Raw genomic sequence first — 19,259 nt, 5'->3', positions numbered from 1 at the left:
GCACATAAAGATGAAAAAGATATTTAATTTGTTAACATTGGCGGCTGTTTTCGGAGTCGCAACATCCTGTACGGATATTTTGGATACGGCACCTAATGATAAGCTTTCCAGTGGTACTATGTGGACTACCGAAGAAAGCGTTGACCAGGGCGTTATTGGCGTGTATTACTCCTTGCAGAGACCTTTCCATGGAAATCAAATTATTGGTGCCGATGCCATGATTGGTTATTATGGGTATGATGCGTTTGGTATGACCGGACAGGGAGAGTATGGCATGCAAAACTTGTTTACTAAATCGGTCAATCCCAGTAACGGGTTTTTCTTAAAAACATGGCAATGGATGTATGACGGTGTGCATCGGGCTAATGCCGCTATAGCTGGTATTGAAAATGCTCCTATCAATGAAGCTAAAAAAGCTCGTTTGATTGCTGAGTGTAAAGTACTTCGTGCATTCTTTTACGATCGTTTGAACATTCTTTTCGGTAATGGCGGATTAGGGGTACCTTTGTATACGGAACCGGTGAACCCGTCTGAATGTGACAAGCCTCAAAGTTCGGAACAGGAGGTATGGGCTCAAGTTATTAAGGATTTAAGCGATGCTATAGCTGAGCCGAATTTACCTGACAATCAAATCCAAGGAGAAGGACGAGTAAGTAAAGGGGCTGCTTATGCTTTGCGTGGTAAAGCATATCTGTTGACAAAGGAGTATGATAAAGCAATAGCAGACTTTGCTAAGGTAGGTGAGTGTGGTTACAAATTGTTCCCGGACTACAAACAGCTGTTTAAGGTTGCTAACGAGCGTTGTGAAGAGATTATTTTGGCTGTGCAGTATATAGAAGATCCTACGGGTTATGGTACGGGAATACAAAAGTATTGTGCGGCATTTACCCAGGGAGCTAAAGATAGCCGTGGCTGTTGGGGTGACTTGCAGGTGACTCCTGCGTTGGTAAACCTTTATGAAGAGGTGAATGGGCAGACTGTTAAAAAGTTTGCTTGGGAGGACTATTTGTCTGATTGGAAGAAAGTGACTGACATGGAGACAGCCGAAGGACACACGAAATATCGCAAAGTATTCTTTATTCGCGATAAGTTCGTGAATGGAAAGGAAATCCATTCTACGGTTACGAAGGCAGTTGATACGGAACTGGCCAAATTGCCCGCAGAAATTCAGGCTATTTATTTGCCGGAAGGTAATGAGGCTCGTTTAAAAACAGCATATGCCAATCGTGACCCGCGCTTGGCTTACAATGTTGTGACACCTTATGCCAATTATTTGGGGGTAAATAGTAATTCTACGGCAGAAGCGTGGTACACGTTCCGTTGGCCTGTTGCTGGTAAATATTATGCAGATCAGGCAAATGCCGAACCGAATGCCAATCCGGAGTTACCGAACGATTATTATGCTTCCGGTTTTATGAATGCACAGGCTGAATTTAAATATATTCATCGTAAATTTATCGGTGAGGGGTTGGAATACCTGCGTCGTGAGCAGAATCCGGTAGATGAACCTATCATTCGTTATGCAGATGTATTGTTGATGTGGGCCGAAGCACTTGTTGAAAAGAATGACTTGGCAGGTGCTATGGCCAAGGTGAAAGAGGTCCGTGACCGTGCCGGTATACCGACTATGGCTTCCAGCTTCTTAGATCAGACAACTGCACGTAACTATGTGCGTGACGAACGTCGTCGTGAGTTTGTGAACGAAGGTATAAACTTTTTTGATGAAATGCGTTGGCGTACGTTGAAAGAAACAAAATTCAGTGAAAAGGTTGCCCAGCATGCATGGGGCGGAACAGAGAGTACCGGAGGTACTGTTTATGATTGGATTGGCGACCAGTGGTACACTTGGCCTGTCCCCAAGAGTGAAACAGAGCTTAATACGAATTTGACACCTACACCGGGTTGGGAATACTAATCGATACGAGCACGCACTTTGTTGATTGTATAGAATAATAGAAAGAGGGTGTCAAAGTAATCTGACACCCTCATGAAATAGAAATTTATAAGAATGGATTAGTCTATCCAACCCTCATTTTGTTTTAGGTTTTCATTCATCAGAATTTCAGACCTAGGAATAGCCCAGTTGTATAAATGGTTACCTCCCCAAGTATAAGAATATTGAGGTTCACCCCAAATCTGTTTTTCCCTGTTCATTCAAACATTCAGCTAAAGAAAGGACTACATCCGCATAACGAATTAATGGTATATCAATTGGCGAATAACTTCTGTTTGGTATTTCATTTGCACCTTTAAACCCATAATTTGCTCAAATCTTGAGACTGCCTCTTTCTTAATTAAGGTCGCTACACGTAACCCCAGAATATATATGATTATTGTAAGCTTCTAAAATGCCACTAGCTATCCTAGTATAAGGATTGCTATAAATAAGTCCTGTCGTCTTGTTGTTTACTGCCCCGTAAAGACTCCAGCATATAATACTGAAACTAGAGGTGGAGGGATATGCTTTAATATAAACAAAAGGCAGAAACTCATCGTCTTTTTGCTTATCCATTCGAGCCATAATAGCTGCAGCTTGTGCATAAGTAAAAGAAGATCCTGGAGGACAATTGTTCTCTTCTATAAATGCTGCTCCTTCATACCTATCCTTAAGCTTCTCCCACGCAGTCTTTTCTTCCTTTTTAGAGCCATCAGATTCTGTGTTAGAATCATCAGGTGGACCAGGAAAAGATATAATATTATAACGCATATTATAAGAATATAGCCAGTTTGAAATATCCGTAAGACCTAAAATATTATATCCTACACATCCTCCAAATTGTGCTATTGTTTCTTCGATTGTTAGAGGTCCGGTCAAGAATGTAGTTTTCCCTTTACTCTCATAATCCGACCAATATGGACCCATATCAAAGCCATGATACATAATAGCCCCAATAACCTCTATTCTCCAATCATGTAAATTAAAGGGGCCGTTATCGTTAATGCTTTTTGTAACGACATCTATGGTAGAATCATCCTTTTCTTCAAATACTGTTTCGTTGCTACACGCAAAAAACAACATAAAAGCCACTGATGCAAATAATAGATTTTTCATAATAATAATTTAATAAGTTAAACAAATGGATTATAGAACTACAAAGAGTTAATAAATGCTTTGAATTTATTATTTTATCTACATACCACAAAGCTAAATATTATGTTATTAAACACAAAAAACACCCTACTCTCACAAGCAAGACGGCTAACTTTAGTATTAATATCAAATCAAATTACCAAATCCTGTAATACACCCCCACTTCGACATATGGCGACAGTCCGGATCGTCCTGCCCCATAACCGACAGACAGCCTAATCCCCAAAGGCGGGCAGGTATTTTCTTTGTTATATAGACGGTCTTCGGAAAAACATCTATACTATCCAGGGCGACATTATATCTGCTCACCCACGCCCTGTAATTTTGTGTGACGTACTCTTTCCTGACTTCATCACTTTTCTGCGCTACCACGGCGTGAATTGATTATCAACGAGTTATGTTTTGTTTTAGGTGGCGCAAGCTAAAAAACGTAATTTTGCGGCATGTATGTGCGCAAGAAAAAGAACCGCTCTGGCACTATCAGTGTCGTTGTAGTAAGCAAATCCTCCGGTAAGTATGAGGAAATAAAGAGCTTTGGCACCGCGGACTCAATAGAAGACACGGAAAATTTGTGTGATGCCGCCTAAAGATGGATTAACAGCTATGCAGGTCAGCGAGAACTCGAAGAGACCAAGCGAGTAGTCGGCAATATGGATGCTGTATTGATCAACGGAACTCAGTTGCTGCTTGATTGTATCTATGATAATATTGGCTTCAATCGCATACCGGACGAGATCTTGCGACATCTTGTGATCGCACGTGTATCTCAGCCTGCGCGAAGAATAGAAGCACACATGTTTGCATTTGCTTTGTCGCCTATAAAATATATAAGGAATTGGAGCGAATTATCAAAGAAAAGAACATTGACCTGAGCGTAGGAAAGGTACTTGATGCCGTCAAAACTATTACTACCATCAGAGTGAAGATGCCTGAAAATGTAGAAATTTATACTAAGACCCTATTCCTGACTGATAAACATCGGGCGATACGCTCACTATTAGACTTCGCCGATGAACCGAAATGATTTGGGTGGCGCATTGACGAAGTCAGGAAAAAGAGGAGAGTTTTGACACATTTACATTTGCAGTATTAAATATCCTAATAAAAATATAAGTGTATATTTGAAAAGAAGAGTTGCAGTGAACTAACTTTGACACTAGTCTTAAATGACTATGGGCTGAATCAGACTGCAACTCTCTTAATTGGAGAACCTAGCCAGTTAGAATTGTAGGCTCACGACCTAATAAATGTATTAGCTGTTTCTCCTTCATGTTTAATACTGTAAATACAAAGTTATGAATTATTCTCATTTTGTAGGTCTTGATGTAGGGAAAAAAACTTTCGATGCATCCTTAATGTCTGCGGACGAAAAAGAGTTGTCTCACAAGTCTTTTGATAACACTTCAGAAGGGATCCAATCTTTATTAGATTGGATAGCAGGTTATCATCTCTCTTTATCCAAACTCTTGTTCTGTGCTGAAAACATGGGAAGTTATGTCACAGAGTTATCTGTTTCCAGTGCCTCTATGGGTTTTTCCCTAGCTTTGGTTTGCCCGTTGACCATCAAGAAGTCCATAGGCTTGCAACGAGGCAAAAATGACCGCATTGACGCTAAAAGAATAGCGAACTATGCGGTATTACACTATCGAAAACTAGAGTTATACAAATTGCCTGACAAAGACTTGGTGAGACTGCGGGGATGGATTATTATACGTGACAATTTGGTCAAGCAAAAAGTATCAAGCATAAAGTTATTGGAAACATTCTCCCAGATGGCCAAGTTGGCTGATGTGACAGACTCCATTTCTTTTTTGGAAGAGCAGCTCAAGTCGATAAAAGAAAAGATCCTGCAGGTGGAAGAGGCTATGGAGCAACTAATAGCCGCTAGTTGTTCTCTTTGCACAAACTACTTGTTATTAAGAAGTATAAAAGGTGTAGGGATAATCAATGCCATTGTATTACTGTGTGTTACTAACAATTTTCAAAGATTTGACAACCCAAGGAAGTTTGCTTGTTATTGCGGGGTTGCTCCCTTTGAACATACTTCAGGTATTTCCATACGGGGAAAAACGCAGACTTCTCCATTGGCTAACAAAGAAGTAAAAGTGTACCTTACCCGGGCAGCTATTACTGCCATCTCTTGGGATCCGCAGATGAAAGCATATTATAAAAGGAAAATAGCGGAGGGGAAACATAAAGCATCTGTAATCAATGCTGTAAGAGCCAAAATCATAGCAAGGTCTTTTGCTGTGATACGAAGACAGACTCCATTTGTAACATTAGTCGTATAATAAAAAGGCCCTTAATTTCGAAAACATCTTAGATTTAGGAAGTAGCTATACACTTCTGAAGAGTAATTATGTCTATATACGAACTTACCCAAGGATACGTTAATGTTCGTAAACTTGGGTAAGATTTTATAGATATTGTTTGGAGAGGACTTAGAATTCACCTCCTCTTTTTTTGAAATAGATGGGTTATTACCAGTTCGGATTCTGTGTCAAATCCGGATTGATTTCGATTTCTGTAGCGGGTATTGGCCACAGGTAATCGCGGTTTTCGCGGAATACACGGGTTAGCATACGTTTTCCTGTGATGCCGAATTCATCTCTGTTCAATAGAGTATGGGATAATTTCCAGCGACGCAGGTCACTGTCGCGGATACCTTCGCCAGCCAACTCGAATGCTCTCTCACGGAAAATACGCTGGAATACTTCATCCTTTGTATTGGTGGCCAGATAAGAAGGACCGCTGTTCAGCAGGGCGATTCCGGCACGGGCACGAACTTTGTTGATGTATTCGACAGCCTTTGACTGGTTGCCCGTTTCATTATAACATTCTGCCAACATCAGATAAACATCTGCCAAACGAAGAATCGGGAAGTTAACAGGGGTATGGGCACGGTCGGTAATTTGTCCGTTCCAGTCGCCTTCCGGTACAAATTTTCTCCAGAAATAGGTTTCCCATCCCCCCTTATTGTTTCGCATGAAACCGTTATTTTCGTTTACGGCAACAACGTCACCTTTTTCGTTTTTCGCGAAGATGAAAGTCATCAGACGTTCCTGGTTACGGTTCCATCCCAGATAAGTTGTGTAAGGAGCGATAACGGTGGCCGATAAACGCGGGTCACGCTGTTCGTACATCTCTTTTACTTTTTCCGATTCAGCCGGGATATCCAGTACTTCCGAACCGTCGCTGTTGACCGTGCATCTGAATACACGTTCCTTAACCAGGTTGTCGGAGTTGAAGCCGGGGAATACTTCGTCCCAGTCGAACGGGCGTCCGTCCTTGTATTCATACATGTCGACCAGGTTGGTGGAAGGTACCGTATTGTTCCAGCAACTGCCATAGGAGTTACGGGTTCCGGCATAGAAACATAAAGGCATACCGTAGCTGTTTCCTGTTCCTCCCAGGTTGATGATGGAGAAAATCATTTCGGAACTGGTATGGCCCGTCGGAGTGAATAACTCAGCAAAGTTATCATGTAATGCATGTCCAGTCTGGGATTTTTCCAGGTTTTCGATGGCTTTGTCGTATTGTTTGTCGTACAAGTAAACCTTACCCAACAGGGCCTGGGCTGCTGACAATGTAACACGTCCGTAGTTTGCGTCGTTCCATTGGTCGGGAAGTCCGGCGCCCAATGCCTTTTCCAGGTCGGCAAGGATAAAAGCACGTGTCTCTTCTGCAGAACTTCTGGGTTTCAGTAGGTTGTTGAACTCTTTTTCCAGGTCGGTCGTTTCGTCGTATATGGGAAGTCCTCCGAAATAGTCCAGCAGGTGGAAATAGATTAATGCACGGAGAAAACGGGCTTCGCCCAACATCTGGTTTTTAGGCACTTCGTCAATAGGAGCCTCTCCGATGTTGCGGATAGCCAGGTTGGCACGCTGAATGGCGTTGTATCCGTTTTGCCATTTGCCGTTCAGGAATCCGGTACGCGGGGTACAGGTTCCCAGCTGAAGGGCTTCATACTGGTCATATCCGGCTGCGACATCGGAGTTGACGTCTATCATAAACATTTTACCGTACAGGTCGGTGTTTTTCAGGGAGGCGTAAACTCCCATCAGACCTTGCTTACACTGGTCTTCCGTCTGCCAGAAAGTACTGGAACTCAACTGGTCGTATGGAGCCCTGTCCAGGTCGTAACAGCCTGTCAATGTAAATAAGACTGCTAAAAAAGACATGATATATTTTTTCATTTTATAATTCTGTTTATTAGTTAGACATTCTGATTAGAAAGTAACATTAATACCGATTACAGCTTGACGCATGGTCGGATAGGTAACGCCGCTTACTTCAGGGTCGTATCCTTTCCACTTCGAGAAAGTGAAGAAGTTTTCCAAACTGCCGTATACTCTGACTCTGTCCATATAGGCAACCTTGGTCCATTGACTGGGCAGGGTATAACCTAATGTGATGTTACGAATTTTCAGGTACGCCTTGCTGGCAACCCAGAAGTCGGAATACTGTTCGTTACGGGTATCGCTATAGTCCAGCAGACGTGGATAACTGGCATCCGTACGGCCTTCGTACCAACGTCCGTCGATAACTTCCTGGTTCATCTGGTAACCCTGGCGAACACCACTTTTATACAGGTTGCTCAGATATACGTCTTTAATGCCGGCTACACCCTGAATCAATGTAGAGAAGTCAATGCCTTTCCAGTTGAATCCCAGGTTCACGCCATACGTGAAGGTCGGGTTCTTGCCATTTCCGATAACGGTACGGTCATCATCGTTTACCAGTCCGTCGCCATTCAGGTCTTTGTACAGGATATCACCTTTTTGAGGAACTCCGTAAGGGAATACGACCTTACCTTCTACTTCCGGGTTATTCAACATCGTTTCAACCAGTGCCAGGTCTGCATCTGTCTGGATGATACGGTCAATTTCGCGGACATACAAAGACCAGATAGGAAGTCCTTCCTTCAACATTCTGGCTCCGTCGTACGAAGGTTCGTCTCCTTTAAATTTATCGACATTGTTTTTGATGTAAGTGAAGTTGAAGCCTACATTATAGTCGAAATCCTTACCGACTCTGTCGGACCAGTTCACAGAGAACTCAACCCCCTTATTGGTTACCTGGGCGGCATTCTGCTTAGGAATTGTCGCGTTACCGTGAACCATTGGAGCCGGAAGGTCAATCAAAATGCCGTCTGTTTTCTTATTGAAGAATTCGAGACTACCGCTCAGGCGATTGCTAAACATATTATAGTCAACCCCCAGGTTGGTGATATAGGTCGTTTCCCAAGACAGATTGGCATTGGCGATGGCAGTTTGAGAAAGTCCCATTGCCACGGCACGGCCTAATACGTAGTTGGTCTGTGCATACAGCGATTGCGAGAGGTAGTTGCCGTCGTTATCTCTGTTGCTTCCCAGGGTGTTGTTACCCAGCGAACCGTAAGAACCGCGTATCTTCAGGTTGTCCAGCCAGGTGAAGTCTTTCATGAAGTTTTCTTCCGAAATACGCCAGGCAGCAGAGAACGATGGGAAATAACCCCAGCGATTATCTTTCTGGAAACGGGAAGAACCGTCGGCACGAAGGTTGGCTTCCAATAAGTATTTGTCATCCCAACCCAGGTTGATACGTCCGAAGAAAGAGCGCATCGCCCATTCCGTAACATTACCGGTTGAGGAAGATTCACCGATAGCTCCTCCGATTACACCCAGTGACGGGTCGAGCAAATCCTTACGGGTGGCACTGAAGTAAGAACGTTTGTATTGTTCCTGGCTGGCACCAATCATGATATTTGTGCTCAGGCGGTTATTCAGATAGTTACGTTCGTAGCGGGCGATGGCATCCATGAAATTCCTGTAGGTCTTTTCATTGTAATTATAGATGCTTGTCTGGCCCACACCATCCGTATATAACGTATTCGTCTGGAAATTATACATCGGGACGAAGTTCGGTTTCGAATCCTTTTGTTTGTCATAATAATCATAGGTATAAGAACCCTGGATAGTCAGACCTTTTAACGGAGTCAAAATCGCATACATACGGGTTTTCAGCGTGTTTATTCCGATGTTACCGCTCACATTCCTTAAACGATTATATGGATTGTTTGTAGCGTTCTGAGGGTCATCTTCATTATTGGCATTGATACCCAACCGGTTCTGGTCGTCCAGATAGGCGATACCCGGGTTTCCACCGGTTAAGCCGTAGGTATAGATATCGTTGATGTTCTCGCTGACCGGAGTTGTATTGGCTGTATATCCGCTCAGGTTTACACCGATTTTCAACCAGTCTTTTACCTGCGAGTCGATATTGGCACGGAGGCTGAAGCGTTCGTATCCGCAATTTTCCAGGATACCCGGGTTGTTCAGATAATTGAAAGATGTATAATAAGTCACTTTTTCGGAACCTCCGGTTGCTGACAGGCTGTGTTGATGGGAAACACCGGTTTCATACACATCGAAGATATCGCTGTTAGGATATGCCAGATAGTTCGGAATACCATGCTCATTCAGACCGTTCGGGTCTTTCGACTTCTCACGCCACAAATTTATCACGTTCTGGGAGAAAGGCTCGGGTTTATTGCTGTTGCGCATCCCTTCATTCATATACTCCATGTAGCTGGCATAGTCGGTGACTACGTCGTATGGCTTGTTCAGGCTCTGGAAAGAAACATAACCGGTATAGTCGATTTTCATCCTGCCGGCCTTACCGGACTTGGTGGTAATCAGGATAACACCGTTTGCTGCACGTGAACCGTAGATGGCCGATGAGGCAGCATCCTTCAATACGCTGACTGTTTCCACATCCTGCGGGCTGACGCTGTTCAAATTACCTTCCACACCATCAATAATAACCAGGGGAGAGGAGTTGTTCAATGTTCCCTGTCCGCGTACCTTAATATCCGCATCTCCGTTGTTGGAGGGGATATTGTTGCTGGATGTGATCTGTACCCCCGGTGCAGTTCCGGCCAAAGCCGTAGAGATGTTAGTTAACGGGCGGCTTTCGGCCATCTCGCTGACATTTACGGAGGTAACGGAGCCGGACAGGTTCACCTTCTTCTGCGTACCGTAACCTACTACAACGACTTCGTCCAGTGCCTGGGAGTCTTCCGATAATTTAATCCGTAATGATTTCTGGTTATTCACCGGAATCTGTTGTTCCTTGAATCCGATAAATGAAACGACCAGTACGGAATTAGGTGATACTTCCAGGGTAAAGTTACCGTCCATATCGGTAATTGTCCCGTTTGTGGTTCCCTTCTCAACTACATTGGCGCCTGCTATCGGACCGAACTGATCTTCGACTACTCCATTAATAATGTATTTGGCTTGTTGAGGAGAAGCAGCAACAGGGTTCGGTAAGGCTGTACCCGTAGTTCCTGTTGCCGGACTGGCCGTTGCCAATCCTACAGATGCCAGAAGCAGGGTTGCTCCCAGGAACATCTGTTTTGATAAGTAAAAACGATTAAAATCCTTTGTCATAATAACACCAGATTTAGTTAATGATTAATTAATTGTTTACCCGGTTTACTGATTGTTTTTCCGTGAGTTTCAGCCTGGGTATTTGGCAAAAACCACATAGTTCTAATGGAACTACGCTGTTTTTTTGATTTGGATGGCGAAAGGATTGAAGATCAATTAGTATATAATGACTGTTGAAAACGGTGTGGATTTTAGGGTAACTTTAGGTAAGGCACTGATAAATAAATGGAGAGCGGAGAAAGACAAATCATTGGTATTTGCGTTGCAGATACTGAAAAGATGTTTGGAATGATTAAATCATCACTGTTATTATTATTGAATATCGTTAACATTCTTATCCGGAGGCTAAATATACAAAGGCTTTAAAATAGGGAGATTATCGTTTTTTACAAATAAGCGCTGGACTATTAGTGCATATTAAATGGATAAATTAATACACTCGTTAACATTAATAACATATATATTTGCATCGGTATGATTGGAGTTCCATTAGGACTAAGTTATATTTTAATATATGTAAAAACAGCTTGCTTCAAAGGTGGTATCAAATACCTTAACAGACTAAGACATACCTTTATTTACAATGAAATAAAAAGAACCTTTTGACCTGTTTTTATCCATGCCTTTGGACGATAAGTGCATATGAAATGGATAAATAGACGCCTCTGTTATAGACAATCTTTCTACTTTTGTGATCAAAGCAAAAAAGTAGTACCATGAGAACACAGAAATGTTTAACCTTATTTTGTTTGCTATTCGGAATAATAGCATCAGCAAATGCTTATGTCGAACGTGATCTGCTGCAAAAGGCGGCAGATATACCTGAATTGAAATCCGTTTTATTGATGGACCGGCAATGGGTTCCTTATCCGGATTATACCGATCGCACTGCCTGGGAGCAATTTCTGGGAGATTATAGGAATGATTACATCAAACAAGGAGAGAAACGTTTGGGTTATGAATGGAAAGTTGTTAAAGCAACCGACTATATCGAATACGAACGTAGCGGAAACCGGCGGATCATGGAAGATCCTTTCGGCAGTAACAACGGAGCCATAGCCGACCTGGTAATGGCCGAACTGGCAGAAGGAAAGGGCCGCTTTATCGATCAGCTGATCAATGGTGTTTTTCAGTCCTGTGAGATGACTTCCTGGGTATTGTCGGCACATTTAAGCGCACAGCATTCAAAACGTTCTTTACCCGATTATAAAGAAGATGTGATCGACCTGACTGCCGGCGACCTGGGTTCCTTATTGTCCTGGACCTATTATTTCTTCCATACCGAATTTGATAAAGTAAATCCTGTTATTTCCGAACGCCTGCGCCATGAGTTACAGAAAAGAATACTGGATACTTATATGAAAGAAGACCGTTTCTGGTGGATGGCCTTCAATTACAAACCCGGGACTTTGGTCAACAACTGGAATCCGTGGTGTAACTTTAATGTACTGCAATGTTTCCTACTGTTGGAAAACGATAAAGAGAAACTGGCGGAAGCCGTTCATCGTACAATGGTCTCGGTCGATAAATTCATCAACTATACTCATTCGGACGGTGCCTGCGAAGAAGGTCCTTCTTATTGGGGACATGCTGCGGGAAAGATGTATGATTATCTCCAGTTATTATACGACGGAACCGGTGGAAAGATCAGTCTGTTCGATCAGCCGATTATCAAAAATATGGGTGAATATATTGCCCGCTCCTATGTAGGGAATGGCTGGGTGGTTAACTTCGCGGATGCCTCGGCGAAAGGTGGCGGAGATGCCCCGATTATTTTCCGCTACGGAAAGGCGGTAGGCAGTGATGTGATGATGCAGTATGCCGCTTATCTGAACAGCCTGTCAACCAGAAAATCACTTTCTTCCGGGAGAGATATGTTCCGCACCTTACAAAGTCTCCTGTATGCAAAGGAGATGGGAGAGGTGGAACCTTCGTATCAGTCTCCGGCCTATACTTGGTATCCTGAAACGGAATTTTGTTATATGACGAATAAAGCAGGTTTTTTCCTGGCTGCGAAAGGTGGATATAACAATGAAAGCCATAATCATAATGATGCCGGTACTTTCTCTTTGTATTCAAATACGACTCCGGTATTTATCGATGCAGGTGTCGGCACTTATACCCGCCAGACATTCAGTAACGAACGGTATACGATCTGGACAATGCAGAGCAACTACCATAATCTGCCGATGATAAACGGAGTGCCCCAGTCGTTTGGTTCCCGATATAAAGCGACTGCGACTTCTTTCGACCCGAAGCGGATGACTTTTACCGCTAATATTGCTACCGCTTATCCTGAAGAAGCCGGGGTGGATAAATGGGTTCGTTCGTATACATTAAATAAGAATAAGGGCGAAGTGAAGATTCAGGATTCATTTACCCTGAAAGAGTTGAAAGAACCGAATCAAGTCAATTTCCTGACCTGGGGTAAGATCGATGTCTCTTCGGAAGGAATCGTCCGGATAGATGTAAACGGAGAAAAGGTAGAATTGCTGTATGATAAAAATACTTTCACCCCGTCTGTAGAGACAGTCGCGTTGGATGACCCGCGTTTATCCAACGTATGGGGAAAAGAAATCTATCGTCTCTCCTTGAATGCCGGAAAAATGGTGAAATCAGGGACTTATACATTTACAATTAAACAAAACAATAAATAAAAGAAGAATGAAAAATTGGATCGCTTTAGCTTTCTCCGCATTCCTGATCTCTTGCGGGGGAACACCTAAAACATTAGAAAAGAGTTTTATTGACGAGAATATCGATTTCGCCCGTGCACAGCTCGGTAACGAGATAGAAGTCATTGAAGCCAGTGGCAAATGCCTGAATCCTGTGACTTTGAAAAAGGATAGCTCAGTTTATTATTGCGGCTATGGAGACTGGCGTAGTGGGTTCTTCCCCGGCTCGGTGTGGTATCTGTATGAATTGACGGGCGATACGGCATTGCTTCCACTCGCTCAGAAATATACATGGGCCATAGAAGAAGCCAAGAACCTGACCTGGCATCATGACATCGGGTTCATTGTTAATTGCAGCTTCGGTAACGGTTTGCGTCTGACGGCCGATCCGTCTTATAAAGATGTGATGGTACAGGCTGCCAAGTCATTATCAACCCGTTTCCGTGAGGCTCCCCAGGTAATCCAGTCATGGAATGTAGATAAAGGATGGCAGTCGGAACGCGGTTGGGAATGTCCGGTGATTATCGACAATATGATGAACCTGGAGCTGATGTTCGAAGCGACCCGTCTATCCGGTGATTCCTCTTTTTATAACATAGCGATTGCTCATGCAGACCGTACGTTGCAGGAACATTTCCGTCCGGACGGCAGCTGTTACCATGTCATCGATTATAGTCTGAAAGATGGTTCCGTTCGTAATCGTCATACGGCACAAGGATATGCGCATGAATCGGCCTGGAGCCGCGGACAGGCGTGGGCTATTTACGGATTCGTTGTTTGCTACCGTGAAACGGGTGATCGCAAATATCTGGACCAGGCGTTGAAAACATTCAATTTCATGAAGAATCATAAAGCAATGCCGGCTGACCTGATCCCTTATTGGGATATGGATGCACCGAACATTCCGAATGAACCGCGTGATGTTTCAACTGCTTCCTGTATTGCTTCCGCATTGTATGAAATCAGTACGATGGATGTGGAAGATGCCGTAGCGTATAAGACATATGCAGACAGTATCATGACTTCGCTGGGTTCTCCGGCTTACCGGGCTGCTCTGGGAACGAACGGTAACTTTCTCCTGATGCATTCCGTAGGCAGTATTCCTCATAACTCGGAAATAGACGTTCCGTTGAATTATGCCGATTACTATTTTATGGAAGCGTTGAAACGCAAGAAGGAGTTAGAATCGAAATAATATTTTCTTATGAGAAAAGGTATGAAATGGATATGCGGAGCAGCTGTCATTCTGATGATGGCTGCCTGCAATACGAGACCGGCAGATGAATGGCAGTTGGTCTGGGAGGAAAACTTTGACCAGGCAAACGGGTTGGATACGACAAATTGGTCGAAAATTCCCCGTTGGGCACCGGAGTGGGCAAAATATATGTCTGACAGTGAACTCTGTTATGATTTGGTTGACGGTAATCTTGTTTTGAAAGGTTTAATCAATCCGGACCGCTCGACAGATACGGTTCCTTACATTACCGGAGGCATCTATACCAAGTATAAGCGTGCTTTCCATGGAGGCCGGTTAGAGATAAAAGCACAGCTGGGGTGTGCCACCGGGGCATGGCCGGCTATCTGGTTGAAACCGTTTGAAGAAGCGAAGTATCCCTGGCCGTCGGGCGGCGAGATAGATATCATGGAGCATCTGAATTATGATAGCATTGCTTATCAGACAGTTCATTCTACTTATACGCATAACCTGAATATCAAGAAAGACCCGCCTCAGGGAAGCACCGGGCCTATCGATCCGGCAGGTTATAATGTATATGCCGTAGAAATGTATCCGGATAGCCTCGTTTTCTTTATAAATGATGTACGAAACTTTTCATATCCCCGCATAGAAACCGATAAAGAAGGTCAATTCCCATTTGACAAACCCTATTATCTGTTAATCGATATGCAGCTGGGTGGCCCCTGGGTCGGTCCTGTCAACCCGGAAGATCTTCCGGTCGAGATGAAGGTCGACTGGGTTCGTTATTATCAGAAGAAAAAATAATCGTTGAAGGCAGGCATTAGTCTGCCTTCTTTTTCTTGTATTCCGCCGGTGTCGTATCGAACTGTGCTTTGAAGCAACGGGTGAAATAACGGGGGGAACCAAAACCCAGCATGTCGGAGATCTCGGCAATCTGCAAATCCTGACGGGTTATCAACAAGGTGGCGGCCCGCTTCAATTTACAATTCAGGACGAAATCGTTTGGTGTCATTCCGGTCAGGGCTTTGAACTTGGCATAAAGCGAGCTGCGGCTCAATCCCAGTTCTTTAGCCAGGGTATTCATGTCGAATTCCATATTACTCAGGTTTTCTTCTACGATTCGGTTTACCGTGTCCATAAACTTCTGGTCGATCGGGTTGCTGGCCAGCGATTGCGTATCGAAATCCCTTTGCTCGTTGAACTTCTTTTGCAGGATAATACGGTTGCGCACCAGGTTGTTGCAACGGGCAAGCAGTACTTTGGCATTGAACGGCTTGCTGATATAATCGTCGGCTCCCCGCTGCAAACCTTCTATGCTTTGCTCTGCCGAACCGAGCGCTGTCAACAGGATGACCGGTATATGACAGATGTCGAAATCGTTCTTGATCTTCAGGCACATTTCGGTTCCAGACATTTCAGGCATCATGATGTCGCTGACGATGATATCCGGCTTTTGGGAACGTGTGATCTCCAGTCCCTCTTTTCCGTTCCGTGCCAGTAAGACATTATAAACCGGCGAGAATAGCGAGTTCAGTATCTGGAGCAGTTCTTCGTTGTCATCGACCAACAGGATGGTGTAGGTGGCATCTGTCTCGGCCAGCGATAATTCGGAGGTACTTTCGGGAATTTCCTGAGTCAGGCTTTCCGGCAGTATCTCGTTGCGGATCATCTCTTTCTCCGGTTGCACAAACTGGCATTCACCTTCTTTGAAATGGCTTCGGCCCTTCGGCAGATGCACAATGAATATGCTTCCGTATCCCGGCGTACTTTCTACCTGTATTTTTCCATGATGCAACCCGATGATGCTCTTGGTTAGCGACAGGCCGATACCGGTGCTTGGCTGCGATATTCCCGATGAGTTATTTCCTGCCTGGTAGAAACGGTCGAATATCTTGTCGATATCTTCTTTGCTGATACCGATGCCGTTGTCTATGATTTTTATGATGATCGCCTGGTCATTCTCTTCGACGACCATTTCGATGGCTGCACCCGGTTTTGAATATTTGAATGCGTTCGACAGCAGGTTGTAGAATACCTTTTGCATCTGTTTCGGGTCGAACCAGCATTCGATATCTTCCGCCCCGGAGGTGAACTGATAAGTTACTGAACGGCTGGAAGCATATTCGTAAAAAGAGAGATAGATCTCTTTCAGGAAAGGGATGATGTTTTGTTCATATACTTTCAGTTTCACATGCCCTTGTTCCAGTTTGCGGAAATCCAACAACTCACTGATCAGCATCCGCATATTATGCGTGTTCCTGTATATTTTCAGTAGTTTGTTGTAGGTGGATGGGGCCACCGAACTGCTTTGCAGCAAGAGTTCGATCTGCGAAATGATCAGGGTAAGCGGTGTCCGGAACTCATGCGAGATGTTTGAAAAGAACTGTAGTTTAGCCTGGTTCAGTTCCTCGATCCTCTCTTTTTCTTTCCGTTCAAACTCCAATGAAGTTCTGAGCAGCAACTGCGATTGTTTGAAGCGGAAGAAGCTATAGATCAACCCGCCGCCGACCAGCACGTATAAGAGATAAAATAACGGTGTGGCATAGAGCGGGGAATGGATCGTGATGCCCATCCGGATCGTTTGCGGTTCGATCTTTGTGTCGTATTGTTTCTCACGCACGACCAGGGTGTATTTACCCGGATTGAGGTTCGTGTATTGGATGCTGTTGTCGGTATTGTTGATCCATTTGTTGTCGAAGCCTTCCAGCATGTATTCGTAAGCCGTCTCTTTCAACGTATTGATATAGTTGTTCGAGTTGAATGAGATGATGAGGTTGTTCTGATTGTGGTTCAACTCTATTTCCTGCGTATAAGGCAAAGCTTCGGAGAGAACCCGTGAACGGTCGGAAGGATTTACTAATTCATTATTGATATACAATTCGGAGAAATATAACCGGTAGTCTTTTGCAGGCCGGAACAAGTCCTGTTCGAAGAACGTACTTAAACCGTCTATTCCTCCGACAAAGATTTCGCCATTCGGGCTGACCAGCAGTCCGCATCCTTTGTTGATCCCGGAAACAGGAAGTGCGGTACCCAGTTCTACCACCTTAAATAACTGTTGTTCCGGATCCAGGAAAGAGAGTCCTTTATCACCGGATATGATCAGGTAACCTTGTATCGACTCTTTGATATCGTAGCAATAGTTGCTTAGGATCATACTGTTTTCGGTAGTATATCCACTGAAAGTATGGTTCTTTTCATCATACAGATAGAGTCCGGCTCCGAGCGTTCCGAAGAAGATACGTCCTTTTTTGTCTTCATAGATGGCAGATACCGGCTGGTTTCCCAATCCGTTTTCGCCGCAACGAAAGACTGTCCTGTCTTCCTGGTTATTCAGGTTGATCTTGTTGATGACTCTTCCTGTTGTTATCCATATATAATCCTGCGAGTCGATCAGGAAACAATGATTACCGTATTGCTTGCCTCCTTCGAAGGTCTGGGTGATCTTTTCGGTATCGAGATCCATTTTGACGCATCCCCATTGCGTCAGGAGTACCAGGTATTTGTCTTTCCAGATGGCCATCTGATTGATACGGTCGCCGGCTTTTACGGCATACGAAGGGTCTTCGAAATAAGGATTCCGGAACCGTTTCTTTGGGATATCGAATATGGATAGTCCGCCGGTGTGGGTACCGATGTAAAGCTTATTGCGGTTGGCACTGTAGGCAATAGATTTCAGATTGTCATGGGCGATAGAGTTTCTGTCGGGATCGGCCATGAAATAGGTAAATGTTTTCTTTTTCCGGTCGAAAAGGTTCAGTCCGCCGCCTTCGGTGCAGATCCAGATATTATCGTCTTTATCTTCCGTCATATGCCCGACAAAAGGGAAACTGATGCAGTCTTTCCTTGTTTTGTCTGCCGTATAAATCGTGAAAAGGTCCATTTCAGGATTGAAATAGTGGACGCCACCGTAATAAGTACCCAACCAGATGCTTCCCTGCCGGTCTTTGTAAACCGGGAAAACGGAGGAGTGGGCGAGGCTTCCGGGAAGGTTGTCGCGGGTATATACCTGGAAATGATCGTTGTAGGGATTATATTTGTTTAGTCCGGTGAAGGTTCCTATCCAAAGGTTACCGGAGTTGTCTTCAACGATTCCCCTTACCTGGTTGCTGGATATATTGTTATCGTTGTGCGGATCGAAGCGGAAGCGTTTGAAATTACCCGACGGTTCGCGTTTGTAAAGTCCGTTCATGCGGGCGGATATCCATAGGTTCCTATGTGAATCTTCGTATAAGGCATAAATATCTTCACTGGGAATGATATAGGCAAGGGGTTTGTCTTCCTCTTTCATATATAATCCGGAATTGGTCCCTATCCAGCAGCGTTTTTGGGAATCGACCATGATACAGGTTACATGTTGGTTGGAGAGTTCCAGTTTGAAGCGGAAATGAAGTTCTTCCGTCTGTGTATCCCAGACAAAGATAGAATCGGACGCGTTCACCCAAAGTTGTTCGCCGCTGAAAGCGATCGCATTCACCCATGCTTGTTTCAGGCAGGTAAACTGCTGGGAACGCAGGTTGTATCGTACCAACGAATTATCCGAGTTGAAATAAATATTCCCTTGGTTGTCTCCGGTTATGAAGTCGATGCTGTTACCAACGGTTGTTTCCTTCCCGCTCTCATTCTTTAATGTCGGTTTATGCGAGGTTACGTGAACACCGTCGAAAACGCTTAACCCTTCTTCCGTCCCGAACCACATACGGCCCAGTTCATCCTGATAGATAGACATGACAGAAAGTTGCGAAAGTCCTTCTTTCATCCCGATATGTTTGAAATAGATAGGGAAGGCGTAAGACAAGATATGCAGAAATATGAAAAGGATGATTGATTTTCTCATGGCTTTTACATTATTTGAAGGCGAA

10 protein-coding genes and 2 pseudogenes are annotated in these 19,259 nt (G+C 44.0%); 6 read left to right on the top strand and 6 right to left on the bottom strand.

Translation table 11 applies throughout. The annotated features are described in order from the left end of the window. Positions 1-10: 10 nt before the first annotated feature. A complete protein-coding gene (locus HMPREF1535_RS04270) occupies positions 11-1,915 on the top strand; it encodes a RagB/SusD family nutrient uptake outer membrane protein (protein WP_046145382.1) in 1,905 nt (634 codons plus the stop codon). 210 nt (positions 1,916-2,125) lie between these two features. Here HMPREF1535_RS04270 and HMPREF1535_RS26465 read toward each other — a convergent pair whose 3' ends face one another. The 3 genes and pseudogenes from HMPREF1535_RS26465 to HMPREF1535_RS04260 form a co-directional block, all read right to left on the bottom strand. Then, the gene (locus tag HMPREF1535_RS26465; protein WP_250822425.1) at positions 2,126-2,197 is read right to left on the bottom strand and encodes a RagB/SusD family nutrient uptake outer membrane protein; all 72 of its coding nucleotides are present in this window, start codon (positions 2,195-2,197) and stop codon (positions 2,126-2,128) included. A gap of 93 nt (positions 2,198-2,290) precedes the next feature. Further along, positions 2,291-3,052, bottom strand: coding sequence for a hypothetical protein (locus tag HMPREF1535_RS04265; protein WP_046145381.1), 762 nt, complete (start codon positions 3,050-3,052; stop codon positions 2,291-2,293). Between the two features lie 175 nt (positions 3,053-3,227). Continuing rightward, positions 3,228-3,436, bottom strand: a pseudogene (locus HMPREF1535_RS04260) (DUF6808 domain-containing protein); the annotation flags it as partial. Between the two features lie 98 nt (positions 3,437-3,534). Here HMPREF1535_RS04260 and HMPREF1535_RS26460 point away from each other — a divergent pair. Continuing rightward, positions 3,535-3,876: pseudogene (locus HMPREF1535_RS26460) on the top strand (IS1634 family transposase); the annotation flags it as partial. A 510-nt stretch (positions 3,877-4,386) separates the two neighbouring features. Continuing rightward, positions 4,387-5,382 (top strand): IS110 family RNA-guided transposase, encoded by a 996-nt coding sequence (locus HMPREF1535_RS04250; RefSeq protein ID WP_046145281.1) that lies wholly within the window; start codon positions 4,387-4,389, stop codon positions 5,380-5,382. A 189-nt stretch (positions 5,383-5,571) separates the two neighbouring features. On the opposite strand, the gene HMPREF1535_RS04245 is transcribed toward HMPREF1535_RS04250, so the two are convergent. After that, entirely contained in the window at positions 5,572-7,287 is a 1,716-nt protein-coding gene (locus HMPREF1535_RS04245; protein WP_046145379.1) for a RagB/SusD family nutrient uptake outer membrane protein, read from the bottom strand. A gap of 33 nt (positions 7,288-7,320) precedes the next feature. Next, complete coding sequence (locus tag HMPREF1535_RS04240) at positions 7,321-10,524, bottom strand: SusC/RagA family TonB-linked outer membrane protein (protein ID WP_046145378.1); 3,204 nt, start codon at positions 10,522-10,524, stop codon at positions 7,321-7,323. 716 nt (positions 10,525-11,240) lie between these two features. Here HMPREF1535_RS04240 and HMPREF1535_RS04235 point away from each other — a divergent pair. From HMPREF1535_RS04235 to HMPREF1535_RS04225, 3 genes are read left to right on the top strand one after another with little or no spacing between them, the layout of a single operon-like run. Next, positions 11,241-13,181, top strand: coding sequence for a heparinase II/III family protein (locus HMPREF1535_RS04235; RefSeq protein WP_044245933.1), 1,941 nt, complete (start codon positions 11,241-11,243; stop codon positions 13,179-13,181). Positions 13,182-13,188: 7 nt separating this feature from the next. Next, on the top strand, positions 13,189-14,394 hold the full coding sequence (locus tag HMPREF1535_RS04230) for a glycoside hydrolase family 88 protein (RefSeq protein ID WP_161799510.1): 1,206 nt from the start codon (positions 13,189-13,191) through the stop codon (positions 14,392-14,394). 9 nt (positions 14,395-14,403) lie between these two features. After that, positions 14,404-15,201: a glycoside hydrolase family 16 protein gene (locus tag HMPREF1535_RS04225; RefSeq protein ID WP_010801941.1), complete on the top strand. Its 798-nt coding sequence runs from the start codon at positions 14,404-14,406 to the stop codon at positions 15,199-15,201. Positions 15,202-15,217: 16 nt separating this feature from the next. Here HMPREF1535_RS04225 and HMPREF1535_RS04220 read toward each other — a convergent pair whose 3' ends face one another. Then, positions 15,218-19,234, bottom strand: coding sequence for a hybrid sensor histidine kinase/response regulator transcription factor (locus tag HMPREF1535_RS04220; protein ID WP_007655018.1), 4,017 nt, complete (start codon positions 19,232-19,234; stop codon positions 15,218-15,220). Positions 19,235-19,259: the final 25 nt, after the last annotated feature.

Source organism: Parabacteroides goldsteinii DSM 19448 = WAL 12034 (genome assembly GCF_000969835.1).
Lineage (GTDB): Bacteria > Bacteroidota > Bacteroidia > Bacteroidales > Tannerellaceae > Parabacteroides > Parabacteroides goldsteinii.
Note: the sequence above shows the minus strand (reverse complement) of the source record. Positions and strands in the feature narration are given on the sequence as shown.